Annotated in this window: 20 protein-coding genes; 12 read left to right on the forward strand and 8 right to left on the reverse strand. The window is 66.1% G+C overall.

Annotated elements, in window-relative coordinates; genetic code table 11:
• Window positions 1-620: 620 nt before the first annotated feature.
• On the forward strand, window positions 621-1913 hold the full coding sequence (locus ABQ137_RS16275; RefSeq protein WP_184456154.1) for an MFS transporter: 1293 nt from the start codon (window positions 621-623) through the stop codon (window positions 1911-1913).
• A gap of 237 nt (window positions 1914-2150) precedes the next feature.
• Here ABQ137_RS16275 and ABQ137_RS16280 read toward each other — a convergent pair whose 3' ends face one another.
• The 4 genes from ABQ137_RS16280 to ABQ137_RS16295 form a co-directional block, all read right to left on the reverse strand.
• The gene (locus ABQ137_RS16280) at window positions 2151-2612 is read right to left on the reverse strand and encodes a bacteriohemerythrin (protein ID WP_039526813.1); all 462 of its coding nucleotides are present in this window, start codon (window positions 2610-2612) and stop codon (window positions 2151-2153) included.
• Window positions 2613-2794: 182 nt separating this feature from the next.
• On the reverse strand, window positions 2795-4093 hold the full coding sequence (locus ABQ137_RS16285; RefSeq protein ID WP_039512053.1) for a diguanylate cyclase: 1299 nt from the start codon (window positions 4091-4093) through the stop codon (window positions 2795-2797).
• A 96-nt stretch (window positions 4094-4189) separates the two neighbouring features.
• On the reverse strand, window positions 4190-5506 hold the full coding sequence (locus ABQ137_RS16290) for an NAD(P)/FAD-dependent oxidoreductase (RefSeq protein WP_184518784.1): 1317 nt from the start codon (window positions 5504-5506) through the stop codon (window positions 4190-4192).
• On the reverse strand, window positions 5506-6885 hold the full coding sequence (locus ABQ137_RS16295) for a glutamine synthetase family protein (RefSeq protein ID WP_184518786.1): 1380 nt from the start codon (window positions 6883-6885) through the stop codon (window positions 5506-5508). The genes ABQ137_RS16290 and ABQ137_RS16295 overlap by 1 nt, the downstream gene beginning before the upstream one ends.
• 290 nt (window positions 6886-7175) lie before the next feature.
• On the opposite strand from ABQ137_RS16295, the gene ABQ137_RS16300 reads away from it, so the two are divergent.
• The 10 genes from ABQ137_RS16300 (at window position 7176) to ABQ137_RS16345 (ending at window position 19835) form a co-directional block, all read left to right on the forward strand.
• Window positions 7176-7931: a gamma-glutamyl-gamma-aminobutyrate hydrolase family protein gene (locus tag ABQ137_RS16300; RefSeq protein ID WP_349783183.1), complete on the forward strand. Its 756-nt coding sequence runs from the start codon at window positions 7176-7178 to the stop codon at window positions 7929-7931.
• A 6-nt stretch (window positions 7932-7937) separates the two neighbouring features.
• A complete protein-coding gene (locus tag ABQ137_RS16305; RefSeq protein WP_349783184.1) occupies window positions 7938-9323 on the forward strand; it encodes a glutamine synthetase family protein in 1386 nt (461 codons plus the stop codon).
• 201 nt (window positions 9324-9524) lie between these two features.
• Window positions 9525-10901: an aspartate aminotransferase family protein gene (locus ABQ137_RS16310; RefSeq protein ID WP_349783185.1), complete on the forward strand. Its 1377-nt coding sequence runs from the start codon at window positions 9525-9527 to the stop codon at window positions 10899-10901.
• A 209-nt stretch (window positions 10902-11110) separates the two neighbouring features.
• Window positions 11111-12226, forward strand: coding sequence for a polyamine ABC transporter substrate-binding protein (locus tag ABQ137_RS16315; RefSeq protein ID WP_349783186.1), 1116 nt, complete (start codon window positions 11111-11113; stop codon window positions 12224-12226).
• Window positions 12227-12422: 196 nt separating this feature from the next.
• Complete coding sequence (locus tag ABQ137_RS16320; RefSeq protein ID WP_016901634.1) at window positions 12423-13625, forward strand: HlyD family secretion protein; 1203 nt, start codon at window positions 12423-12425, stop codon at window positions 13623-13625.
• Complete coding sequence (locus tag ABQ137_RS16325) at window positions 13622-15208, forward strand: MDR family MFS transporter (protein WP_024940507.1); 1587 nt, start codon at window positions 13622-13624, stop codon at window positions 15206-15208. Before ABQ137_RS16320 ends, ABQ137_RS16325 begins: the two co-directional genes overlap by 4 nt.
• 4 nt (window positions 15209-15212) lie before the next feature.
• Window positions 15213-16703: an efflux transporter outer membrane subunit gene (locus ABQ137_RS16330; RefSeq protein ID WP_039526823.1), complete on the forward strand. Its 1491-nt coding sequence runs from the start codon at window positions 15213-15215 to the stop codon at window positions 16701-16703.
• 251 nt (window positions 16704-16954) lie between these two features.
• Window positions 16955-18085 (forward strand): ABC transporter ATP-binding protein, encoded by a 1131-nt coding sequence (locus ABQ137_RS16335; RefSeq protein WP_184518801.1) that lies wholly within the window; start codon window positions 16955-16957, stop codon window positions 18083-18085.
• Window positions 18082-18990: an ABC transporter permease subunit gene (locus ABQ137_RS16340; protein ID WP_024940504.1), complete on the forward strand. Its 909-nt coding sequence runs from the start codon at window positions 18082-18084 to the stop codon at window positions 18988-18990. Before ABQ137_RS16335 ends, ABQ137_RS16340 begins: the two co-directional genes overlap by 4 nt.
• Window positions 18987-19835, forward strand: a complete 849-nt coding sequence (locus tag ABQ137_RS16345; protein WP_349783187.1) for an ABC transporter permease subunit — start codon at window positions 18987-18989, stop codon at window positions 19833-19835. Before ABQ137_RS16340 ends, ABQ137_RS16345 begins: the two co-directional genes overlap by 4 nt.
• Before the next feature lie 156 nt (window positions 19836-19991).
• Here ABQ137_RS16345 and ABQ137_RS16350 read toward each other — a convergent pair whose 3' ends face one another.
• A complete protein-coding gene (locus ABQ137_RS16350; RefSeq protein ID WP_046343096.1) occupies window positions 19992-20414 on the reverse strand; it encodes a hypothetical protein in 423 nt (140 codons plus the stop codon).
• Between the two features lie 270 nt (window positions 20415-20684).
• Here ABQ137_RS16350 and ABQ137_RS16355 point away from each other — a divergent pair, with 270 nt between their 5' ends.
• A complete protein-coding gene (locus ABQ137_RS16355) occupies window positions 20685-22049 on the forward strand; it encodes an NAD-dependent succinate-semialdehyde dehydrogenase (protein ID WP_349783188.1) in 1365 nt (454 codons plus the stop codon).
• Between the two features lie 177 nt (window positions 22050-22226).
• Here ABQ137_RS16355 and ABQ137_RS16360 read toward each other — a convergent pair whose 3' ends face one another.
• Genes ABQ137_RS16360 through ABQ137_RS16370 form a run of 3 tightly spaced genes read right to left on the reverse strand, consistent with a single transcriptional unit; the run spans window position 22227 to window position 25389 of the window.
• Entirely contained in the window at window positions 22227-23228 is a 1002-nt protein-coding gene (locus ABQ137_RS16360) for a magnesium and cobalt transport protein CorA (RefSeq protein WP_016901627.1), read from the reverse strand.
• A gap of 14 nt (window positions 23229-23242) precedes the next feature.
• A complete protein-coding gene (locus ABQ137_RS16365; protein ID WP_503021229.1) occupies window positions 23243-24514 on the reverse strand; it encodes a lipoprotein N-acyltransferase Lnb domain-containing protein in 1272 nt (423 codons plus the stop codon).
• Entirely contained in the window at window positions 24511-25389 is an 879-nt protein-coding gene (locus tag ABQ137_RS16370; protein WP_024939270.1) for a CorC family transporter, read from the reverse strand. Before ABQ137_RS16370 ends, ABQ137_RS16365 begins: the two co-directional genes overlap by 4 nt.
• Between the last annotated feature and the right edge of the window lie 47 nt (window positions 25390-25436).

The following is a 25436-nucleotide window of genomic DNA, read 5'->3' on the forward strand; positions in this document are numbered from 1 at the left end:
CGCGCGGTGCCCTCACCGCTTGCGGGACACGCCGTGAATCCATCCGTGGAGGCTCCTCGGCGGCATCCATGCCGCCGAGGGTCCCACAACCGGCAAGGACACCGCACCAGAGAGTTGGTCGGCTGCTTTCCTCAAAGCTTATTTCTCGGCTTGCGGTGGGAAGATGAGACGTTTGTAAGTCGCGTGTTGAAAGCCTGCCGGTTGCTCGGCCTGCGTCGGGAGCTGATCGGGCGCAAGGTGATACGAACAACGCGCATCACGCACTGCTCTTAACTGCGCACACCGACCATCTTGACTGGTCCTTGTCCGCTTACCGTCGCGGGCTCTTACGCGGCATGGATGCCGCGTAAGAGCCTACAAGGATGTACTTGCGGCGTGTCCTGCGATGGTGGGCGGGCAAGGGCCCTGCAACAAGGCCACAGAGCAGTCGCTCTAACAAGCATCTATCAACACTGCCCGGCGACTCCAACGCAACCGAGATTCCGAAAGACATCAGGCTGCCACTGCCCGAAAGGCAGGCAGTCACGGCTGTAACCTTTCGTGAGCAGGTTGGTCTGCGCAAACCGTTGCTGCAATCTGCCAGAATCGGCTGACTTGTCTTGTCTGGATGCCGATCAACGATGACTGCTGCTGCGCCGCTTGCTGCTCCCATCAATTCGCCCGCGCGCGTGCTGTTCGCCAGTCTGATCGGCACCACCATCGAGTTCTTCGATTTCTATATCTACGCCACCGCTGCGGTGCTGGTGTTCCCGACGCTGTTTTTTCCGGCGGGCGATGGCAGTGCGGCGATGCTGCAGTCGCTGGCGACGTTTGCGGTGGCCTTTATCGCGCGGCCGGTGGGCTCTGCAGTGTTCGGCCATTTCGGCGACCGGATCGGGCGCAAGGCCACGTTGGTGGCGGCGCTGCTGACGATGGGCCTGTCCACCGTGGCGATCGGCTTGCTGCCCAGTTACGCGCAGATCGGCGTGTTCGCACCTGCGTTGCTGGCGCTGTGCCGCTTTGGCCAGGGTCTGGGCCTGGGGGGCGAGTGGGGCGGGGCCGTGCTGCTTGCCACCGAAAATGCACCGCCCGGCAAGCGCGTGTGGTACGGCATGTTTCCGCAGCTGGGTGCGCCGCTGGGCTTTCTGCTGTCCACTGGCACCTTTCTCGGCATGGGCGCGGTGCTCGACGATGCGCAGTTCATGCAATGGGGCTGGCGGGTGCCGTTTCTGGCCAGCGCATTGCTGGTGCTGACCGGCCTGTGGGTGCGCCTGAGCATCACCGAGACGCCGGACTTCCAGAAGGCCCTGGACCGCAAGACGCGCGTGCGCCTGCCGCTGGGGACGGTGATCTCGCAGCACTGGCCGGCGCTGATCATCGGCACGCTGGGCGCATTCGCCACCTTCGTGCTGTTCTATCTGATGACCGTGTTCGCGCTGGGCTACGGGACCAAGACCCTGGGCTACGACAAGGAGCAATTCCTGCTGTTGCAGATGGCCGGGATCGTGTTTTTCGCGATCGGCATCCCGCTGTCGGCCAGGTTCGGCGACCGGCATGGCGCGCCGCTGGCGATGATGCTGGCCAGTGTGGCGATCATCGCGTTCGGGTTGGCGTTCGCGCCGCTGTTCCAGGCCAATCACCCGTTGCAGGTGCTCGCGTTCCTTGCACTGGGCTTCTTCTTCATGGGCCTGACCTACGGCCCCTGCGGCACGCTGCTGGCCGAGCTGTATCCCACCGAGGTGCGCTACACCGGAGCCTCGCTGTCGTTCAACCTGGCCAGCATCCTGGGGGCGGCACCGGCGCCGTACGTGGCCACGCAACTGGCCGCACGCTATGGCGTGCAGGCGGTCGGGCAGTATCTGGGCGCCGCGGCGGTGTTGAGCCTGCTGGCGTTGATCGTGGCCCGCAGATCGCGTCGCCCGGTTGGCGTTTGAAGGCGTACGCGAGTCGGCGTCATCGTTGAGGCAGGTCCCGCCCAGGTGCACTTCTCCGAAGCTGGCTGCTTCTGCGCGAAATGAAGTCTTCGGGCCAATGGTCTAGGTATTGCGTACATTGCTGCACCGTGGTGCTGGCGATGCTGGCCTGCCGATCCTCGGGAACGCGCTTGCTCGATGCGGCATGACCGGCACCGCCCTGTTGCGCGCGAGCACGCGCCTGCGCCGGAGCGATTGCTAGCGGAACAGACGCTTGAGTGTGCGTCCCAGCCAGTTGCCGTGTTGGTGGCTGCGCGCGAACTGGTCCAGATGTGCGATCACCTGCGGCGCATAGGCCTGGTCGTCGCCGCGGATATGGTTGAACAACCAGCGCGAAAGCATGCTGCGGAGTTCGTCGCAGACGTCTTCGCCGGCCTGGAACCGCAGCCGGTACTCGCCGACACGTTTGCCGAAGACCTCGTGCACGCGCTTGTGCGCCAGGCTGAAGGGGTAGCCGGCTTCCTCCATCAGTTCTTCCTCGAAGGCAAAGTGCGACAGCGTGTAGTCGATCAATTCGTCGATCACCTCGGCCACTGCCAGGCGTTGCAGGCTGGCGTGCGCGGCATGCAACTGATTGATCATTTCCACGATGCGCCGGTGTTGGTGATCGATGACCTCGATCCCGGTGTTGAGGTCGTCCTGCCAGACCAGCAAAGCCATCGTTCGCCCTTGTTCCATACGATGAGGGCACGATAGGCGCGCGTGGTCGCCAATGCGTTGATCTGGATCAAATCCGGCTACGGCAAGCGGGCGGCGTGCATGCTGCGTAGCGATTCTGTGTGCCGGCGATACCGCCGGGTCGGGCGCGCCGCCGGCCGTGCGGCGCACGAGCCTGCCCCCGCTCAGCTGGCCAGACGCACCTGGTTGCGGCCGCCGGCCTTGGCCAGATAGAGGTACTTGTCCGCCTCGCCCAGCAGATGGTGCAGCGACTGGCCGTCTTCGGTGGCGATGCATACGCCGATGCTCACCGTCATGCTGAGGGTTTCGTCGCCGATCCGCACGCGCAGTGCGCTGATGCGTTCGCGCAGGGTTTCGAAGTAGCTGGTGGCGTTGGCGGCATCCAGCCCCGGTACCAGCAGGCAGAATTCTTCGCCGCCGAAACGCGCTACCAGATCCTGCGGCCGCGCATGACTGGAGACCGACGCGGCCACCGCGCGTAGCGCCTGGTCGCCGGCTTCGTGGCCCCAGGTGTCGTTGATGTGCTTGAAGTGGTCGATGTCCAGCATCGCCGCGGTGACCGTCTGCTCCTGCGACAGCAGGGTGGGGATCACCCGCTGGCTTTGTTCCAGGAAATAGCGCCGGTTGGGCAGGCCGGTGAGGAAGTCGCGGGTGGCCAGGTCCTGCAGCGTGCCGATCAGTTCCAACTGGTCCACGTTCTGTGACACGCGGCAGAAGAACTCTTCGCGCGAGAACGGCTTGCGCAGGAAATCGTTGGCACCGTTCTTGAGGAAACGCGGGATCAGCGACGAGTCGCTGTTGCCGGAGATGCCGATCACCGCGACCTTGTCGCGCGAACGGATCGCACGCAGCCGGCGGGTGAATTCCACCCCTTCCATGCCGGGCATTTCCTGGTCGACGATGGTCAGGCGGATGCCGGGGTCGCGCTCGATCGCCTGCAGGCCGGCCGCACCGTCGGCCGCCAGCACCACGCGGTAGCCGTACATCGACAGCAACGCGGCCGCATAGGTCCGTGCGGACAGGGAATCGTCCACCACCAGCGCGGCGATGCGGCGATTGCGTTCCAGGCGTTGCACCAGCCAGGCCAGATATTCGATGCTGCCGGGCGCGTTCTTGAGCACGTAGTCGATGATCTGCTGCTGCAGCACGCGCTGGCGCAGATCCTCGTCGTAGACGCCGCTGACCACCACAGTGGGCAGCTTGCGCGAGAGGAAGAATTCCACGACCTTGTCGCGGTCGCCATCCACCAATACCAGGCCGGTCAGGACCAGAAACCAGCCGTCTTCTTCGTCCAGTACACGGGCCGCTTCTGCCAGCGTCGACACGACCGTGACCGGCAGCTCCACACGTTGCTCGATGGCCTCGCGCAGCATGCTGGTGAAAGTGCGCGAGTTCTCCACCAGCAACACGCGTTGCGGCAGGACTGCGCTTTCACTATTGCGATGTAGGGTACCTGGGGACATCGGCTGGCCGTGCGGATCGAACCGTCATACCAGCTAACGGCCCTGCTCGCCAAAACTTGAGCGCCGCGTCTCAAAGTGCCCAAGACGGCGCCCTGTTCACCACAACGCATCGCGCAGCCGGTACCAACTCATCGCCGCCACCAGCAGCGGCGTGCGCAGCAGGCGCCCCCCGGGGAAGGGCCGATGCGGAATGCGTGCGAACACGTCCAGCCGTCGGCTCTGGCCGGCGATGGCCTCGGCGATGACCTGGCCGGCCAGGCCGGTGGCGGCGACGCCATGCCCGGAGAATCCCTGGGCGAAATACACGTTGCGCCCTAGCCGGCCCCAGTGCGGGGCGCGGTTGCGCGAGATGTCCACGTAGCCGCCCCACAGCGTTTGCAGCGGCACGTCGCGCAGTTGCGGGAAGACCGTGTGCATGCGCCGGGTCATCAACCGATCCAGGCCGTGCGGCGGGTGCGAGGAGTAGCTGGCGCGTCCGCCGAACAGCAGCCGGTGGTCGGCGCTGAGCCGGTAGTAGTCCAGCGCCCAGTTGGTGTCGGCGACCGCCATGTCGTTGGCGATCAGCGCACGCGCGCGGGCCTGGCCCAGCGGCGGCGTCGCACCGACATAGGTGCCCACCGGCATGATGTGGCGCTCCAGCGCTGTGGAAATGCCCTGCAGCAGGGCATTGCCGGCGATCACGCCGAACTCGGCGCTGACGCTGCCCTGGTCGGTCTGCATGGTCACGCGCGCGCCGTGCTCCAGCCGGGAGACCGGCGAAGCCTCGTGGATGCGCACGCCGGCCGCCAGCGCTGCGCGCGCCAGGCCCAGCGCATAGGCCAGCGGATGCAGATGGCCGCTGGCCGGGTCGAACATCGCGCCCAGGTAGAGTGGGCTGTCCAGCACCTGCCGCGTACGCGCGCGGTCCCACCATTCCAGCGGGTAGTCGTAGCGCTCGGCCATGCGCATGATGCCGTGCTGCAAGGCCTGCACCTGGCGCGGCTTCAGCGGCACGTGGGCGTGGCCGTCGCGCCAGTCGCAGGCGATGGCGTGGCGTTCGATGCGTGCGCGCAGCAGGCGCATGCCGTCGCGCGAGAAGTCGAACAGCCGCCGCGCGTCGGCATCGCCGACCAGTGCTTCCAGGGTTTCCTGCTCGCAGCCGTAGCCGACGATGGCCTGGCCGCCGTTGCGCCCGGAGGCGCCCCAGCCGATGCGCCTGGCCTCCAGCACGATGACCTTGTAGCCGGCCTCGGCCAGGGCGAGCGCGGCGGTGAGGCCGGTGTAGCCGGCGCCGAGGATGCAGACATCGGCACGTTGCACGCCTTGCAGGCACGGCTGCTCCGGCAAGACCGGCGTGCTGCGGGCGTACCAGCTGTCGGGATAGCCGTTACCCGGCGGATCGGCAGGCGGCAGCGATGTGGCCGGGCCGTCCATCAGACGATCCGCAGGTACCGGGCGTAATCCAGATCCGGCACCTGCGCCTGGTAGTCGAGCAGTTCGCGCTGTTTCTGCTGGCCAAATACGTGCTGGAACTGGCTGCCGAACTGCGCGCCGACAAAGTCGCTGGCGCCGAATGCATCCACCGCGGCTTGCCAGGTGCGCGGCCGAAAGACCGCTTGCGCATAGGCATTGCCGGTGACTGGCGCGCTGGGCTCGCCGGGATGTTGCAGGCCGTCCAGCATGGCGGCGAGCACGGCGGCGGCGGCTAGGTACGGGTTGGCATCGGCGCCGGCGATGCGATGCTCGATGCGGGTGTTGCGTGCATCGCTATGCGGGATGCGCAGCGCCACGGTGCGGTTGTTGAAGCCCCAGCTCGCATCCAGCGGCACGAAGGCATTGCTGACGAACCTGCGGTAACTGTTGGCGTGCGGCGCGAACATCAGCAGCGAGGCATCGGCGTGCCGCTGCAGGCCGGCGATGGCATGGCGCAGGCAGTCGGCGGGTACATCGACGTTGCCGGCAAACACGTTGTGCCCGTCGACGTCGAGCAGGCTCACGTGCAGGTGCAGGCCGCTGCCGGCCTGGCCGGGAAACGGCTTGGCCATGAAGCTGGCGAGCTTGCCCTGCTGTTGCGCAATCGCCTTGATGGTGCGCTTGAGCAGGATCGCCTCGTCGCAGGCGGCCACCGCATCGGCGCGATGCTGCAGGTTGATTTCGAACTGGCCGGGTGCGTACTCGGCCACGGCGGTGTCGGCCGGGATGCCTTGCTGGCGACAGGCGTCAGTCACCGCGTCGGTGAAGGTGCGCTGGTCGTCCAGGTCCTGCAAGGAATACACCTGGGTGCTGTCGCTGCGTGCACCGGTCTGCGGGTCGCGTGGCGTCTGCGGGCGTCCCTGCGCATCGGGCACCGCATCGAACAGGTAGAACTCCAGTTCCACCGCAATGACCGGGGTCAGGCCGAGCGCAGCAAAACCGTGCAGCACGCGCTGCAAGACCGCGCGCGGCGCGACCTCGAACACGCTGCCGTCCGGCTGATGCATCGCCAGCAGCAGCTGCGCCATCGGCCGCGGTGCCCACGGCACCGGGCGCAGCGAGCCGGCAATCGGCCGGCAGATGCGATCGGCATCGCCGATGGCGTAGCCCAGCCCGGTTTCCTCGACGGTATTGCCGGTGATGTCGGTGGCGATCAGCGACATCGGCAGGCACACGCCATCGCGATAGACCTTGCTAATGACCTCGGCTGTCACACGTTTGCCACGCAGCACGCCGTTGGTGTCGGGCAGCAGCAGGTCGACCGCTTCGCAGCCATCGATCCGCGCCAGCGTGGCGGCATCGGCGGCGGGCAAGCACGCGACGGAGTTCTCGGAAACCATGGGGCACCACCTGCAAGGTCGCCGCTCAGACTAGCAAAGCGCATGTGATCGTTCGCAACTGTGCGCGTGTGGAACCCTGGCAATGCAGGTGGCCGCACGGTAAGTTCGCAGGCATCGGCAACGCACCCGATCAACCCGGGGCGACCACGCGCTGACAAGTCGTCGCAGTCAGAGCGATGCAGGTGATGCGCAAGCCGCCAGCTGCGCGCCACCTGTGCCCTGTACAGTGCCAGCGCCTGCCTGGTGGCGAGCGCAGACGTGATGCAGCCGCGTTCAACCGGGAGATCCGCATGGCTGTCGTTCCACTGGTCGGGTTGCCGACCGATCGCATCCAGCAAGGGCCGCATCCGTTTCTGGCCACCGGCGAGAAGTACATCCGCGCGGTGGTGGACGCAGCCGGAGCCATGCCGGTGCTGTTGCCGAGCCTGCAGCCCACGCTGGATGCGGGCGCGTGGCTGGATCGCCTGGATGGCCTGTTGCTGACCGGTGCGGTGAGCAATGTCGAGCCGCATCACTACAGCGACGAGCCGAGCTGGGAGGGCAATCCGCACGACCCGGCGCGCGATGCCACCAGCCTGGGACTGATTCCGCAGGCACTGGCGCGTGGCCTGCCGGTGCTGGCGATCTGCCGCGGGCTGCAGGAGGTCAACGTGGCGCTGGGCGGGCGCCTGCATCAACGCGTGCATGACGTGCCTGGCCTGCTTGATCACCGCGAAGATCGCGCCATGCCGCTGGACACGCAGTACGGCCCGGCGCATCCGGTGCAGCTGCATCCCGGCGGCCTGCTGGCCGGCATGAGCGGCAGCGCGCAGGTCGCGGTGAACTCGCTGCACGGGCAGGGCATTGCACGCCTGGCCGACGGCCTGCTGATCGAGGCGACCGCGCCGGATGGCCTGATCGAAGCCTTTCGCGGCCCCGGGCCGGGCTTTCTGCTCGCGGTGCAGTGGCATCCGGAGTGGCGTGTCACACAGCATCCGTTCTACCGTGCCATCTTCCAGGCCTTCGGCGAGGCCTGTCGCCAATACGCCGCTCGACGCGGTCAGTGAGGTTGCATGTCGATCCGCACCCGTTCGCGCACATCCACGCCCAAGCAGCCCGAGAGCGCGCTGCGCCGCTGGCTCAAGGACCGCCACATCACCGAGGTCGAGTGCCTGGTGCCGGACATCACCGGCAACGCACGCGGCAAGATCATTCCGGCGGACAAGTTTTCGCACGACTACGGCACCCGGCTGCCGGAAGGCATCTTCGCGACCACCGTCACCGGCGATTTCCCGGACGATTACTACGAGCTGACCTCGCCATCGGATTCGGACATGCATCTGCGCCCGGACGCGTCCACCGTGCGCATGGTGCCGTGGGCGGCCGATCCCACCGCGCAGGTCATCCACGATTGCTACACCAAGGACGGCCAGCCGCATGAGCTTGCCCCGCGCAATGTGCTGCGGCGCGTGCTGGACGCCTATGCCGAAGCCAAGCTGCAACCGGTGGTGGCGCCGGAGCTGGAATTCTTCCTGGTGCAGAAGAACACCGACCCGGACTTTCCGTTGTTGCCGCCGGCCGGGCGCTCGGGTCGGCCGGAGACCGCGCGGCAGTCGTATTCGATCGATGCGGTCAACGAGTTCGACCCCATCCTGGACCTGATGTACGACTATTGCGATGCGATGGAACTGGATGTGGATACGCTGATCCACGAATCCGGCGCCGCGCAGCTGGAGGTCAACTTCACCCACGCCGATGCACTCTCGCGCGCCGATCAGGTGTTCCTGTTCAAGCGCACGATGCGCGAAGCGGCGTTGCGGCATGGCGTGTATGCGACGTTTCTGGCCAAGCCGATGGAGACCGAGCCGGGCAGTGCGATGCATATCCATCAGAGCCTGCTGCATGCCGGCACCGGCAAGAACGTGTTCAGCGGCAAACGCGAAGGCGGCTTCAGCGACACCTTTGCGCACTATCTTGGTGGCCTGCAGAAATACATTCCGATGGCGATGGGGCTGCTGGCGCCCAACGTCAATTCCTACCGGCGGCTGATGTTCGGCGAGGTGTCGCCGAGCAATGTGCTGTGGGGTTTCGACAATCGCACCTGCGGGCTGCGGGTGCCGATCGATGTGCCGCAGAACATGCAGGTGGAAAGCCGCTTTGCCGGCTCCGACGCCAATCCGTATCTGGCGATGGCGGCGACCCTGGCCTGCGGGTTGCTCGGCATCCGCGAGAAGCTCGAACCGACCGCGCCGATCAGCAGCAACGGCAAGGAGCAGGGCTACGATCTGCCGCGCTCGCTGGGCGAGGCGCTGGACGGACTGGAGGGCTGCGAGGCCTTGCAGGAGATGCTGGGGCGGCGCTTCGTGCGCGCCTACATCTCGGTCAAGCGCAAGGAGTACGAGACGTTCTTCCGCGTGATCAGTTCGTGGGAGCGGGAGTTCCTGTTGTTGAATGTGTGAGGCGTCTGCGCTCGGCGCAGCGTGCCGCGCCGCTCCCTTCTCCCCTCGGGAGAAGGTGCCCGAAGGGCGGATGAGGGCAGGTCGTCTGGCCATGGTCCAGACCCAGGTGCATTGCAGGCGTCCGATGCGTTTTGCGCCAGCTGCCTTTCGTAACGCCACTGCGTTCGCGCCACTGGCGTGAGCCACCTTCCGGAGCAAGCCGTGCACCCCACTGTGTTGGAAACCTTGCAGCAACTCGATGCCGCCCATCACCTGCATCCGTTCAACGACAACGCGGCATTGGCCGAAAAGGGCACGCGCATCCTGACCCGTGGCGAGGGCGTGTATGTCTGGGACGCGCAGGGCAACAAGTTGCTGGATGCGTTCGGCGGCTTGTGGTGCGTGAACGTCGGCTACGGGCGCAAGGAGCTGGCACAGGCGGCGGCGCGGCAGATGGAACAGCTGGCGTACTACAACAGCTTCTTCCAGTGCACCACCGAGCCCACCATCCATCTGGCCGCCAAGCTGGCGGAGCTGACGCCGGGCGATCTGAACAATGCGTTCTTCGCCAATTCGGGGTCGGAAGCCAACGACACCATCCTGCGGCTGGTGCGGCATTTCTGGGCGGTGCAGGGGCAGCCGGAAAAACGCATCTTCATCGGCCGCCACGACGGCTATCACGGCACCACCATGGCCGGCGCCAGCCTGGGCGGCATGCGCGGCATGCACAGGCAGGGTGGCCTGCCGATTCCGGATATTCACCACATCGCACCGCCGTATCACTTCGGCGACGGCGGGGAGATGGATCCAGAGGAGTATGGCTTGCTGGCGGCCAAGCGCCTGGAAGACAAGATTCTGCAACTCGGCCCAGAGAACGTGGCGGCCTTCATCGGCGAGCCGATCATGGGTGCGATCGGGGTGTACATCCCGCCGCGCAGCTACTGGCCGGAAATCGAGCGCATCTGCAAGCGCTACGACGTGCTGCTGGTGGCCGACGAGGTGATCTGCGGGTTCGGGCGTACCGGTGCCTGGTTCGGTGCGGATTATTTCGGCTTCCAGCCCGACGTGATGACGCTGGCCAAGGGCATCACCTCCGGCTATATCCCGTTGGCGGCGGCGATGTTCAACGATCGCGTGGCCGGTGTGCTCAAGGCGCAGGGCGGCGAGCTCGCGCACGGCGGCACCTATGCGGGGCATCCGGTCTGCGCGGCGGTGGCGCTGGAGAACCTGCGCCTGCTGCAGGACGAAGGCATCGTGGACACCGCGCGTACCCGGATCGCACCGTACCTGGCGCAACGCTGGGCCGAGCTGGGCGAGCACCGGCTGGTCGGGGAGGCGCGTATCGCCGGCCTGGTCGGGGCACTGGAACTGGTGCCGGACAAACGCCGGCGTGGGGTCTATTTCCCCGAACGCGGTCGGGTCGGTGCGCTGTGCCGCGATTTCGCGCTGCGGCGCGGGCTGATCCTGCGTGCCACCTACGATGCGATGCTGCTGTCGCCTCCGTTGATCATCACCTGCGAACAGGTCGATGAGCTGTTCGACAAGGCCTGGGCGGCGCTGGACGATACTGCGCAGGCGCTAGGCATCGGTGCGGCCTAAGCCGGCCGGCGCACGTCAAGCTTTGCCGGTCGCGCACACCCGCCAGGGCGGCCGGCAGAGGCGCTTGCGGCACCGGCCGCGCCGGCCAGCGGGTCCGCACGGTTGATTTCCGCCACGCCGCGCTGTGCAAACACAACCACCATGGGTAGGCTGGCCCTTCGACCGGCCGCATCCCGGCCCGCCCTGATCGCGCTGCCCTGGAGACCCGCATGACGCTGCGACTGCTCGCCCTGACGCTGTCCACCACCTTGCTGGCCGCCTGCGGTGGCAGCAATGCACCCGGCGGTGCCGAGGCGCGGGCCAAGGTGCTCAACGTCTACAACTACTCGGACTACATCGCCGAAGACACCATTCCCGCGTTCGAGAAGAGCACCGGCATCAAGGTCACCTACGACGTGTTCGACAGCGACGAGATGGTGGAAACCAAGCTGCTCGCCGGTGGCAGCGATTACGACGTGGTGGTGCCCACGCTGAACTTCTTCGGCCGGCAGATCCAGGCCGGCGTGTTCCTGCCGCTGGACAAGGCCAAGATCCCCAATCTGGCCAATCTGGACCCGGACATCATGCGGCGCATTGCCGCGCAGGACCCGGGCAATGCCTATGGCGTGCCGTACATGATCGGCACCACCGGCATCGGCTACAACGTGGACAAGCTCAAGGCGATCTTCGGCAACACCGAGGTCGCCAACAGCTGGGACCTGGTGTTCAAGCCGGAAAACCTGTCCAGGTTGAAGGACTGTGGCGTGACCCTGCTGGACACGCCCTCGGACCTGATTCCGATCGCGCTCAATTATCTGGGCCTGGATCCGCACAGCAGCGTGCCGGCGGAGATCGAGCAGGCTGCCGCGCTGATCAAGACGATCCGCCCGTACGTGCAGAACTTTCATTCCAGCCAGTACGTGAGCTCGCTGGCCAACGGCAACACCTGCCTGGCGGTGGGCTGGTCGGGCGACATCATCCAGGCGCGCGACCGCGCGGTGGAAGCCGGCAACGGCATCAAGGTGGCCTATGCGATCCCCAGGGAAGGCGCGCCGCAGTGGTTCGACATGCTGGCCATTCCCAAGGACGCCAAGCACCCCGAAAACGCCTACGCCTTCATCAATTATCTGTTGAAGCCGGACGTGGCCGCGGCCAATAGCAACTTCATCCACTACGCCAACCCGGTGCGCACCGCCACGCCGCTGGTGGACGCGGCGATCCGCAACGACCCCACCATCTACCCGCCGCCGGAGGTGACCGCCAAGATGTTCACCTATGCGATCAATCCGCCGGAGGTGGACCGGCTGTATACGCGGCTGTGGACCGAGATCAAGACCGGTCGCTGACCGTCGCAGTCGCTCTTCCAGTTTTGTAAGAGCGCTTGCCAGGCGTGCGCCTGCAAGTCCTAGCGCGCGCTGACTGCGGTCGTCACGCAATCTGTACCGGGCGGTTCAAATAATTGTATGGTTGCGCCGCCTTCGCCGGACCGCTGATGCGGTACGTCGTCGCGCGCGCCTCGCCCACGACACAGGACGCCTCACCTTGAGCAACCACGACCAGCAGTCCAACGACGGCCAGCCTTCGGGCACGGATGCGCAAGGCACCGGCGCGCACAACGAGCAGGAGCCGCCCAAGCCCTCGCCGTTGAAGAACCCAAAGGTCAAATGGACGCTGATCGTGGTCGGGGTGCTGGTGGTGGTGCTGCTGGTGATCTGGCTGGCCTATTACCTGATCAAGGGCCGCTACATGCAGGACACCAATAATGCCTACCTGCAGGCCGACTCGGTGGCCGTGGCGCCGCGGGTCAGCGGCTACGTGACCAAGGTGATGGTGGGCGACAACCAGATCGTGGAAGCCGGCCAGCCGCTGCTGCAGATCGACGACCGCACCTACCAGGCGACCCTGCAGCAGGCCGAAGCCGCGATCGCCGCGCGCCAGGCCGATATCGCCGCGGCCACCGCCAACGTGTCCGGGCAGGAGTCAGCGCTGGTGCAGGCGCGTAGCCAGGTCACCTCGGCAGCGGCAAGCCTGAGCTTCGCCCAGGCCGAAGTGAAGCGCTTCGCCCCGTTGGCCGCCTCCGGCGCCGACACCCACGAGCACCAGGAAAGCCTGCAGCACGAGCTGCAACGTGCACGCGCCCAGTACCAGGCCGCGCAGGCGCAGGCCAAGGGCGCGCAGAGCCAGATCCTGGCCAGCAACGCGCAGCTGGAGCAGGCCCAGGCCGGCCTCAAGCAGGCCAGCGCCGATGCCGACCAGGCCCGCGTGGCGGTGGAAGACACCTTGCTGACCAGCCGCATCCACGGCCGCGTCGGCGACAAGACCGTGCAGGTCGGCCAGTTCCTCGGGGCCGGCACCCGCACCATGACCATCGTGCCGCAGGAATCGCTGTATCTGATCGCCAATTTCAAGGAAACCCAGGTCGGCCTGATGCGTCCTGGCCAGCCGGCCGAGATCGAGGTCGATGCCTTGTCGGGCGTCAAGCTGCACGGCAAGGTCGAGAGCCTGTCGCCGGGCACCGGCTCGCAGTTCGCGTTGCTGCCGCCGGAAAATGCCACCGGCAACTTCACCAAGGTGGTGCAGCGCGTGCCGGTGCGCATCCGCGTGCTGGCCGGCGACGAGGCGCGCAAGGTGCTGGTGCCGGGCATGTCGGTCGAGGTCACCGTAGACACGCGCTCGGCCAAGGACGCCAAGCAACGGGCCGAGGAGGAATCCGATCGCGTGCAGGCGCAGGAGCGCGCGCGATGAATGCAACGGCAGCCACCGGCCCGCGTGCCGGCGGCAGCGCGCAACGCGAGAAGGCCGAGCCGGGCGCCTGGCTGGCGGTGCTGGCCGGCACCATCGGCTCGTTCATGGCGACGCTGGACATCTCCATCGTCAACGCGGCGCTGCCCACCATCCAGGGCGAGGTCGGCGCCAGCGGCACCGAAGGCACCTGGATCTCCACCGCGTACCTGGTTGCCGAGATCATCATGATCCCGCTGACCGGCTGGTTCGTGCGCACGCTGGGCCTGCGCAACTTCCTGCTGATCTGCGCACTGATGTTCACCGCGTTTTCGGTGGTGTGCGGGCTGTCGACCTCGTTGACGATGATGATCATCGGCCGCGTGGGGCAGGGCCTGGCCGGTGGTGCGCTGATTCCGACCGCGCTGACCATCGTTGCGACGCGGCTACCGCCGAGCCAACAAACGATGGGCACCGCGCTGTTCGGCATGACCGTGATCATGGGACCGGTGATCGGCCCGCTGCTCGGCGGCTGGCTCACCGAGAACGTCAGCTGGCACTACGCCTTCTTCATCAACGTGCCGATCTGCGTCGGCCTGGTGGCCTTGCTGCTGCTTGGCCTCAAGCATGAAAAAGGCGACTGGGCTGGCCTGCTCAATGCCGACTGGCTGGGCATCTACGGCCTGACCGCCGGCCTGGGCGGGCTCACCGTGGTGCTGGAAGAGGGCCAGCGCGAGCGCTGGTTCGAATCCAGCGAGATCAATGCGCTGAGCGTGATCGCGCTGAGCGGATTCGCTGCACTGGTCGTGGGCCAGTTTCGCAAGCGGCCGCCGGTGATCCACCTGTCGCTGCTGCTGCATCGCAGTTTCGGCGCGGTGTTCGTCATGATCATGGCGGTGGGCATGATCCTGTTCGGCGTCATGTACATGATTCCGCAGTTCTTGGCGGTGATCTCCGGCTACAACACCGAGCAGGCCGGCTACGTGCTGCTGCTGTCAGGCCTGCCGACCGTGCTGTTGATGCCGATGATGCCCAAGCTGCTGGAGGTGGTGGACGTGCGCATCCTGGTGATCGCCGGGCTGATCTGCTTTGCCGCGGCCTGCTTCGCCAATCTGTCGCTGACCGCCGACACCGTGGGCATGCATTTTGTCGCCGGCCAGTTGCTGCAGGGCTGCGGCCTGGCGCTGGCGATGATGTCGTTGAACCAGGCGGCCATTTCGTCTGTGCCGCCCGAGCTGGCCGGCGATGCGTCGGGCCTGTTCAACGCCGGCCGCAACCTGGGCGGCTCGGTGGGGCTTGCGCTGATCTCCACCTTCCAGGAGCGCCGCATGACCTTCCATACCGAAACCATCGGCAGCGCGATCACCGCCAATTCCTCGCGCGCGCAGGACTTTCTTTCCGGGCTGACTGCGCAGATGCAGGGCAGTGCCGGTGGCGAGGCGGCCATTCGCTCGGTCGCGCAGCTGGCGCGCCTGGTGCAGCAGCAGGCCCTGGTGATGACGTATAGCGATCTGTTCTGGATCTTCGGCGTGATCGTGGTCTGCACGATTCCGCTGGCCTTTTTGCTCAAGCCGTTACCCAAGGGGGCGCACCTTGCAATGCACTGATTCCATGCGCCTGATCCGCATGCCCCTGGCTGCGGCGTTGAGCGTGGTCCTGCTCGGCGGTTGCATGCTTGGCCCCAACTACACCAAGCCCCCGGCAGTGGCCGACACGGCGGTGCAGGCGCCGGCCCTGCATCGCGCCGCTGGCGCCGACGTGGTCGCTGCCGCGCCATTGAATCATTGGTGGGAGCAGCTGCAGGACCCGACCCTCACCCAACTGGTCACCCAGGCCCTGGCCGACAGTCCCAACCTGCGTGCGGCGCAGGCGCGGCTGCGTGCCAACCGTGCACTGGCCAGCCAGCGCCGTGCCGAACGTCTGCCCAAGCTCAACGCCAGCGCGGTGTATGCGTATGCCGAGCCGCCGCAGACCATCGTCGATACCTTGGGCGGCCTGCAGAATGGCCAGAACGGCCAGCCACCGGCACAGGGTAGCGAGGCGCTGGACCTGGAAAAGACCCAGATCTACAGCGCCGGTTTCGACGCCAGCTGGGAACTGGATTTCTTCGGCCGCCGCCGTCGCGCCGCCGAAGGCGCGCTGGCACAGGCGCAGGCCTCGGAAGCCGAGCTGGCCGATGCGCAGGTGCAGCTGGCAGCCGAAGTGGGGCAGGTATACCTCAACTACCGCGGCTTGCAGGCGCGGCTGGCGATCGCCGATGCGAACCTGGACAAGATCGGGCAGACCCTGCGCCTGACCCAGCAGCGCCGCGAGCGTGGCGCTGCGTCGGACCTGCAGGTCGAACAGATCGCCACGCAAGTGCAGCAGCAACAGGCGCAGCGCCTGCCGTTGGAGATGCAATCGCAGGAAGCGCTGGACCAGCTGGCGCTGATGGTGGGGCGCGAGCCCGGCGCGCTGGACGCGCAGTTGAGCGCGCCGCAGCCGTTGCCGATGCTGCCCACCCAGGTGCGCGTGGACGATGCCGGCGCCCTGATCCGCCGCCGCCCCGATGTGCGCAAGGCCGAGCGCGAACTGGCTGCCTCCAGCGCGCAGATCGGCGAGGCGTTGAACGGGTATTTTCCGCAGGTGAGCCTGCTGGGCGGCCTGAGCTGGGTGGCCGGCTCGCCCAGCGATTTCAATTCCGATGCCTTGACCACGCTGGCGGTGCCGATGCTGCGCTGGTCGATCTTCGACTTCGGCCGCACCAAGGCACAGGTTGAGCAGGCGCGTGCCGGCAACGCCGGGCGCGAGGCGGCGTACGAGGGCGCGGTGCTGGCTGCGTTGCAGGATGCCAATTCGGCATTGGCGCGCTTCGGCTCGGCGCGCAAGCAGCTGGTGGTGGCGCGGCAGGCCGAAGCCTCGGCCACGCGTTCGGCCGGCTTGATGCAGCAACGGCGCGATGCCGGTGCCACCTCGTCGATCGATCTGCTCGACGTGCAGCGCCAGCAGCTGTCCGCGCAGGACGCCGCCGCGCAGGCACAGGTGCAGTTGCTGGTGAACTACGTCGCGCTGCAGAAGAGCCTGGGTCTGGGCTGGAGCGCGCCGGTGCCGGAGCCACGCTGATCGATAGCCGTCGCGGCGGGCGTCGGCGCTTTGTTCGCGCTAGGGTGTCGCTCTGTCTTCGCAGACACCGTGTTGCTGCAGCGCCCGCGCCGGCAGGCGGTCACCCGATGTAGCAGGTCGTCGTCGGCTCGCTGCAGACGAAACGCTTGGGCGCAAACGGACGATCGCTGATGTCGCACCAAGCACTGGCGGCGCCGGCGTCCTGAGGTGCACAGTCGTCGCCGGGCCACGCTTCGCAATCGAGAGGATCCATGGCAGTTACCGAGGCCGCAGTGGCGCCGCTTTCCCCTGGCGACAACGCCTATCTGAGCATCAACGAGGTCCGCAAGGAATTCGATGGCGTCGTCGCGGTCGATGATGTCAGCCTGCAGATCCGCAAGGGCGAGATCTTCGCGCTGCTGGGCGGCTCGGGCAGCGGCAAGTCCACCCTGCTGCGCTGCCTGGCCGGCTTCGAGCGGCCGACCAAAGGCCGCATCGTGCTCGATGGTCAGCCGATCGACGGGTTGCCGCCGTACGAGCGCCCGATCAACATGATGTTCCAGTCGTATGCGCTGTTTCCGCACATGAGCGTGGAACAGAACATCGCCTTTGGGCTGAAGCAGGAGGCGCTTTCCAAGCCGGCGATCGCGGCGCGCGTGGGCGAAATGCTGGAGCTGGTGCAGCTTGGCAACCTGGCCAGGCGCAAGCCGCATCAATTGTCCGGCGGGCAGCAGCAACGCGTGGCGTTGGCGCGCTCCCTGGCCAAGCGGCCCAAGCTGCTGCTGCTGGACGAACCGATGGGCGCGCTGGACAAGAAGCTGCGCGCGCAGATGCAGCTGGAACTGGTCAACATCATCGAGACCTCTGGCGTCACCTGCGTCATGGTCACCCATGATCAGGAAGAGGCCATGAGCATGGCCACCCGCATCGCGTTGATGGACCAGGGCTGGATCCAGCAGGTCGGCACCCCGGACGAAATCTATGAGCAACCGGCCAACCGGTTCGCTGCCGACTTCATCGGCTCGGTCAATCTGATCGACGCGGTGATCGTCGAGGACAAACCCGACTACGTCGGCCTGAAGGCGCCGGCCTTCGACGCCAATATCCGGATCGGCCACGGCATCACCGGTTTCGAAGGGCAGGCGGTGGCGTTCGCGCTGCGCCCGGAAAAACTCCTCATCGGCAAGGACGAGCCGGCCCAGGCCTGCAACAAGGCGCAGGGCGTGATCGAGGACATCGCCTATTTCGGCAGCCATTCGGTCTATCACGTGCGCCTGCCTGGCGGTTTCAAGCTGATGGCCAACTTTGCCAACCGTCAGCGTTGGGCCAGCGAAGCGCTGACCTGGGGCGACACCGTCTGGCTGAGCTGGGGCGAGGACGACGGCGTGGTACTTACTGCATGAGGCGCCTGATCCGCGCATTGCCGGGCGCGCGCTGGGGTGTGATCGCCGCACCGTATCTGTGGCTGCTGGTGTTCTTTGCGATCCCGTTCCTGATCGTGCTGAAGATCTCCTTCGCCGAGCGTGCCACCGCGATGCCGCCGTACACGCCGCTGTTCGCCGTTGCGGCCGATGGGGCGGTGAGCCTCAAGCTGCATCTGGGCAATTATCTGGTCATGCTGCGCGACAGCCAATACGTGGCGGCGTATGCGAGTTCGATCAGGATCGCCGCGCTGTCGACCGTGTTTGCGCTGTTGATCGGCTACCCGATGGCCTATGTCATTGCGCGTCTGCCACTGGCCACGCGCAATGTGGCGATGATGCTGGTGGTGCTGCCGTCGTGGACCTCGTTCCTGATCCGCGTCTACGCCTGGATCGGCATCCTCGACGGCAACGGCCTGCTCAATCAGGCGCTGCTGGCGCTGGGAGTGATCCGCCAGCCCTTGCAGTTGCTGTACACGCCGCTCGCCGCCTACATCGGCATCGTGTATTGCTATCTGCCGTTCATGGTGTTGCCGTTGTACGCCAATCTGGTCAAGCACGACCAGCGATTGCTCGAAGCCGCCTACGATCTGGGCGCGCGGCCGTGGCAGGCCTTCGTGCGCATCACCTTGCCGCTGTCGCGCAACGGCATCGTGGCCGGCTGCATGCTGGTGATGATCCCGGCGGTGGGCGAATTCGTGATTCCGGAAATGCTGGGCGGGCCGGACACCTTGATGATCGGCCGCGTGCTGTGGGGCGAGTTCTTCAATAATCGCGACTGGCCGGTGGCCGCGGCGGTGGCTACGGTGATGTTGCTGCTGTTGCTGGTGCCGATCGTGCTGTTCCACCGTTATCAGCAGCGCGAGCTGGAAGGGCGGCTGACATGATGCGCGCCTCTCCCGGCACGCGCCTGCTGGGCGCTGGCGTGCTCGCGCTGGGCTTCGGCTTTCTGTATCTGCCGATCCTGTTGCTGATGGTCTACTCGTTCAACGCCTCGCGGCTGGCGATGGTGTGGGGTGGCTTTTCCACGCGTTGGTACGGCGAATTGCTGCGCGATCGCCAGTTGCTGGAGGCGGCCTGGGTCAGCCTGCAAGTCGCGTTCTGGACCGCCTGTGCATCGACGGTGCTGGGGACGATGGCGGCGCTGGCGATGGTGCGCATGCGGCGTTTTCCCGGCAAGACCCTGTTCGGTGCATTGATCACCGCACCGCTGGTGATGCCGGAAGTGATCATCGGCCTGTCGATCCTGTTGTTGCTGGTTTCGATGGGCGGTGTACTCGGGATCGCACCGCGTGGCGCGGTGGCAATCTGGGCGGCGCATGTCACCTTCACCGTCTCGTTCGTCACGGTGGTGATTTCCTCGCGCCTGCAGGAACTGGATCGCTCGCTGGAAGAGGCGGCGATGGATCTGGGCGCGACACCGCTGAAGGTGTTCTTCCTGATCACCTTGCCGATCATCGCTCCGGCATTGGTATCGGGCTGGCTGCTCGCGTTCACGCTGTCGCTGGACGACGTGGTGATCGCCAGCTTTCTGGCCGGGCCCAGTTCGACCACCTTGCCGATCAAGGTGTTTGCGTCGGTGCGGCTGGGCATCAGCCCCAAGATCAACGCACTTGCCACGCTGATGGTGCTGGCGGTGTCGATCGCCGCAGTGATCGGCTGGTGGCTGCTGGCGCGCAGCGAAAAACGGCGTCAGCGCGATGCGCAACTGGCGCTGCAAGCTGCTTCCTGAGCAGGCACCAACATGGGTGTGGCGAATGCATCGCCACCAGCGGCGGCCAGACGGCTGCGAACGCCGACGCCACCGACATCCACGATGGCTGCACGCCGATTGCGGACGCCTGATGCGGCCACCGGACGCCGGGCACGGCAGTTGGTTGGGCCGCTGTTACCTGGCCGGAGGCGTGTACCCGCTATCCCAGGGCTGCGGCTTGGTCAGGTAGCACTGATACTCGGCGCTGATGTCGTAGCCCTGTTGCTCGACCTTGGGTTGTTCGTCGGCGCGATCCTTGTCCCTGTTCTTGCCGTTCTTGTCGCCGTCGTCCTTGGATTTTTGCTTGCTCGGATAGATCGTGACCATGTTCGGCGACGAGTGCGCGGTGACAAATTGGCGGATGGCAGTATCCGAGCAGGCACGCAGTGCCTCTTCCTCGCAGGGTTGGCTGGGATTGGGCAGCGTGTTGGTGCAGCTCACGGTGACAAATCCGTTCGGGCCGGGACGCGGGCCGTGCAGCATGTCCTGCAGGACGGCGCATCCCGGCAGGCAGGCGCCGATGCCAAGTACAACTAGAACAATGAGATCCCGGCGCATCGTGGTGGTCTTCCGTGAATGGATGAAGCTGCCAAGTGCCGAATGCTAGAGCATTTTTGTGCGGTGGGACGGTCGGGACAGGGCAGGGACGCTTTCGTTCGCGTGGCTGGGAGCGTTGTTCCGGTTGCCAGTGATCCGCGAGCGGTGCGATGGAGGTGCGGCATTGCGTCGCGGCGTGGGTAAACACAGCGTTGCAGCGATTTGCCGCGGTTGTGACGCGGCTGCAACTTGCCGACGACTAGCATGGCGGGCCTGTAACAGGAGACCGTCATGTCCTACGACACCGTCAACCCGGCCAATGGCCAGGTCGAACATACCCAGCACACCCTGGACGCCGCCGCCATCGAGGCGCGTCTGGCTGCTTCCGCCAAGGCATTTCCGCAGTGGGCGGCGCTGCCGCTGGCCGAGCGCGGCGCGCTGCTGCGCCGGGTCGGCGAAGAGCTGACCCTGCGGCGCGACGACCTGCAGCGCATCATGACCGCCGAGATGGGCAAGCTGCGCCACGAGGCGCTGGCCGAGGTGGACAAGTGCGCGCAGGGCTGCGCCTATTACGCCGAACATGCAGCCGACTACCTGGCGCCGCGCGATATCCCGACCGAGGCGCAGTCCAGCTATGTGCGCTACGAGCCACTGGGCTGCGTGTTTGCGGTGATGCCATGGAATTTTCCGTTGTGGCAGGCGTTCCGTTTCCTCGCCCCGGGTCTGATGGCCGGTAATGTCGCGCTGCTCAAGCACGCCAGCAATGTGCCGCGCTGCGCCGATGCGATGAAGGAGGTGCTGGATGCCGCCGGTATTCCGCCCGGCGTGTTCGATGTGCTGCATATCGACAATGACCAGGCTGCAGACGTGTTGCGTGACGATCGCATTGCCGCAGTGACGCTGACCGGCAGCGAGCGCGCCGGACGTTCGCTGGCTGCAAATGCGGGCGATCAGTTGAAGAAGTGCGTGATGGAACTCGGCGGCAGCGATGCGTTCGTGGTGCTGGAGGACGCCGACCTGGAGCACACCGTCGCCTCCGCCGTGCAGTCGCGGTTCGATAACAGCGGGCAGACCTGCATCGCCGCCAAGCGCTTCATTGTGGTGGACGCCATCGCCGATCGCTTCATCGAACGCTTCGTTGCCGCTGCCTCCCAGCGCGTGCTCGGCGACCCGCAGCAGGAGGGCACCACGCTGGCGCCCATGGCCCGCGCGGATCTGCGCGACGAGCTGCACAAGCAGGTGCAACACAGCGTGGAAAAGGGTGCCAAGGTGCTGCTGGGCGGCGAACCGGTACCCGGTTCGCATGCAGGCTATCCGGCCACCATCCTCGATCATGTCGCCCCGGGCATGCCGGCCTACGAGGAGGAGTTTTTCGGCCCGGTTGCATCGGTCATTCGCGTGCAGGATGAAGCAGAAGCAGTACGCGTGGCCAACGACACCAGCTTTGGCCTGGGCGGCAGCGTGTGGACCTCCGATGCCAAGCGCGGCGAGCGCGTCGCGCAGCAATTGCAGTGCGGCGCGGCGTTCGTCAATTCGGTGGTCAAGAGCGACGTGCGGCTACCGTTCGGCGGCATCAAGCGCTCGGGCTTCGGCCGCGAGCTGGCCGAGCACGGCATCCACGAGTTCATGAACATCAAGACGATCTATGTGGCTTGAGTGCGGGGATTGGGGATTCGGGATTGGGGATTCGTAAAAGCAGGCAGCCTTCCTTCTCCCTCTGGGTGAAGGTGCCCGAAGGGCGGATGAGGATACGTGCAGCAAGCGAGCAGAAGTCACTCGTCCTGCTCCAACCAATCCCCAATCCCCACTCCCAAATCCCAGCCGCAAAGCGGCCTAAAGCCACCGCGCTCGCTTGAACAGGCGATACAGCACCAGGCACGAGGCGACCACGCCGGCTACCAGCAGCGGGTAGGCATAAGGTTTGTCGAGTTCTGGCATGTGGGTGAAATTCATGCCGTACCAGCTGGTGATCAGGGTGGGCGCGGCCAGCAGGGCGGCCCAGGCGCCCAGGCGTTTGACGGTTTCGCCCTGGGCCAGCGTCACCATCGACAGGTTGACGCTCAGCGCGGTGCCCAACATTTCGCGCAAGGTGTCGATGGCGTCGTTGATGCGCACGGCATGGTCGAGTACGTCGCGCAGGTAGATGCCGACCTCGTCGTGGATCAGCGAGCCGGGGTTGCGCTTGAGGTGCGAGAGCACGTCCTGCAATGGCGCCACGACCAACCGCATCTTGTTGAGTTCGCGCTTGAGCTCGTACAGGCGCACCACGGTTTCGCGCTTGTAGTTGTCGGCGAAGATGTCCTTTTCCAGGCCTTCCAGCGTGTCGCGGAACTCGTCCATGATCGGAAGGTAGTTGTCGACCACGAAGTCGAGCACGCCATACAGGCAGAACGAGGCGCCCATGCGCAGCATCGCCGGTTCGCGTTCAACCCGGTGCCGCACCGGCGTGTACGACAGCGATGCGCCATGGCGCACCGTCAACAGAAAGCGCGCGCCCAGAAACGCGTGCGTCTCGCCATAGCGGATGCGCTCGTTGACCAGTTGTGCGGTGTTGACCACCACGAACAAGGAGTTGCCGTAGCTCTCGGCCTTGGGACGTTGGTGCGCCTTGAGCGCATCCTCGATGGCCAGATCGTGCAGGCCGAACTCATCCTGCAGTTTGTGCAGCACCGATTCCTGCGGCTCGTACAGGCCGACCCAGACAAAGCCATCCGGGCGCTGCAGCACGTCGCTGATCTGTTCCAGGCTGATGTCGTGGCGCTCGCCCTGGCCGTCGTAATAGGCGCAGGTGATGACGCAGGAGGGGTTGTCCGGATGGCGGCCGTGGTGGTTCATGGGCGCATCCTGGATCAGCGCGTGCGGACGGACAAGTCACGCCGCCGCAACGCGATGGCGAGCGCGGCATGGATCGGCAACAGCAACAGCACCCACTGCAGGTTGTCCTGCGCCTGGAACGACAGCCAGTGGATCAGCAGCGCCAGCAATGCCGCGGCGGCGACCACCCAGCGCAGCACATCGAACCAGCGCCCGGGCCGGCGCCCGCGCAGCACGGCAATGCCGCCGATCAACAGCAGCACGCACAGCGGGTTGACCAGCAACAGGTTGCGATTGGCCCAGGCCGACTGATGCGCGGTGAAGCCCCACAGATACACCAGCAAGCCGCCGCCGATCGCGCACAGCAGCCAGTACGGCAGGGCGAAGGCGGCCAGCACGCGTTGCCGGCGACCGAGTGCCAGCACGCCGGCAGCGACGATCAGCCCGGTCAGCAGCCATGGCCACCAGTGGCGCTGCTGTTCGGCCGGCTCCGGTGCGATGCGATGCGGCAGCAGGACCTGGGTGGACTGCACCAACGGGCGGCCGGCGCTGTTGTACACCTGGGTCAGGCTGTCGGCCAGGCGCATCGGCACGAAGGCTTCTTCCCAGCGCGACAGCGGGCGGTCCGCATACGGCCCCAGGCCCAGGTCGAAGCCCAGCCACATCCACGGGGCAGGGGAGGCCAAGCGCACCGCTTCGCTGCGGAAGGTGTTGCCGCGCGAGCGCCCGGCCAGTTGCGATTTCAACGCGCCACCCATGGCGCGGTCCAGCGTGTCGCGGACCATGGTGGCGCAGTTGGCCACGAAGTAATCGTAGTGGTAGCGCGCGTTCTCGGGCTGGCTGCGGATGGCCAGCCCGTCAGCCAGCGCGCGCGCCTGGTCCGGTGGCAGGTCCAGCCACTGGATGCTGACGCCGCGGCCGACCGCACGGTACTGCTGCAGGTCTTCTTCCAGCGGCAACGCGACCAGGTAATACATCATCTCGCCGCGCGCAAAGCGGGGGACGAAATCCGGCTCGCCGGGGTCGAAGAAGCCAAAGTTGTACGAGGTGGCCTGCCCGGTGACGGGATCGACCACCACGATGGCATCGTGGCCGAAGCGCTCGAAGAACACTTCGCCCGGCTGCATGGTCACCACGCCGACCCGCGGTGCCGGCACATTGGGCTGGGCAGGCGCCTGCCCGGTGGCCTGGGCCATGGCGGCAGGTGCCACCAACCACGCCAGCAACAGCAGCAGACACGCTGCCGCGCAGCGCCGGATGCTGCCGCGGGCTGGCGCTGCAGCAGTGACGCGGTACCAACGGTTCAAGCGTCGTCCTGCGGGTCTGGCGGCAGAATGGTCACGTGGAAGGCGTGCACGCGCCGCGCATCGGCCTTGGCCACACGGAAGGCAAAGCGCCCCAGCGTCAGCTCTTCGCCGGTTTCCGGCAGGTGGCCGATCGCATCGGTGACCAGGCCGCCGACGGTGTCGTACTCGTCATCGGGGAAGTCGGCACCAAAGCGCTCGTTGAAGTCTTCGATCGGCGTCAGCGCATCGACCACATAGCGGCCGTCGGCCTGGATCGCGATCAGCGAATTCTCGTCTTCGGCATCGTCGTGCTCATCGTCAATCTGGCCGACGATCTGCTCCAGCACGTCTTCGATGGTGACCAGCCCGGCGACGCCGCCGTACTCGTCCACCACGATCGCCATGTGGTTGCGCGACAGCCGGAATTCCTTGAGCAGCACGTTGAGCTTCTTGGACTCGGGGATCAGCACCGCCGGGCGCAGCAGTTCGCGCACGTTGCCGGGGCCGTTGTCGGCAACCACGCCGCGCAACAAGTCCTTGGCCAGCAGGATGCCGAGCACTTCGTCCTTGTTCTCGCCGTGCACCGGGAAGCGCGAATGGCCGGATTCCACCACCTGCTTCATCAGGTCGATGAAGCGCGCCTCTACCGGCAGCGAGACCATCTGCGAGCGCGAGATCATCACGTCGCCCACGGTGAGCTCGGACACGGAGATTGCGCCTTCCATCATGCGCAAGGTGTCTGCAGCGATGAGACCATCCTGTTCGGCGGTCCGCAGCAGCGCGACCAGTTCGTCGCGGGTATGGGGTTCGCCAGAGAAGGCAGCGCTCAGGCGCTCGAGCCAGCTACGGCGTTTTTCGGGTGTTTCTTGGGATTGGCTACTGTCGTCTTCGGACATCGTGACGTGGGACGGCACCCGGCAGACCAGGCGATAGCCGTCAGTCT

Source organism: Xanthomonas sp. WHRI 8393, assembly GCF_040203315.1.
In the GTDB taxonomy this organism is placed as follows: Bacteria; Pseudomonadota; Gammaproteobacteria; order Xanthomonadales; family Xanthomonadaceae; genus Xanthomonas; species Xanthomonas arboricola.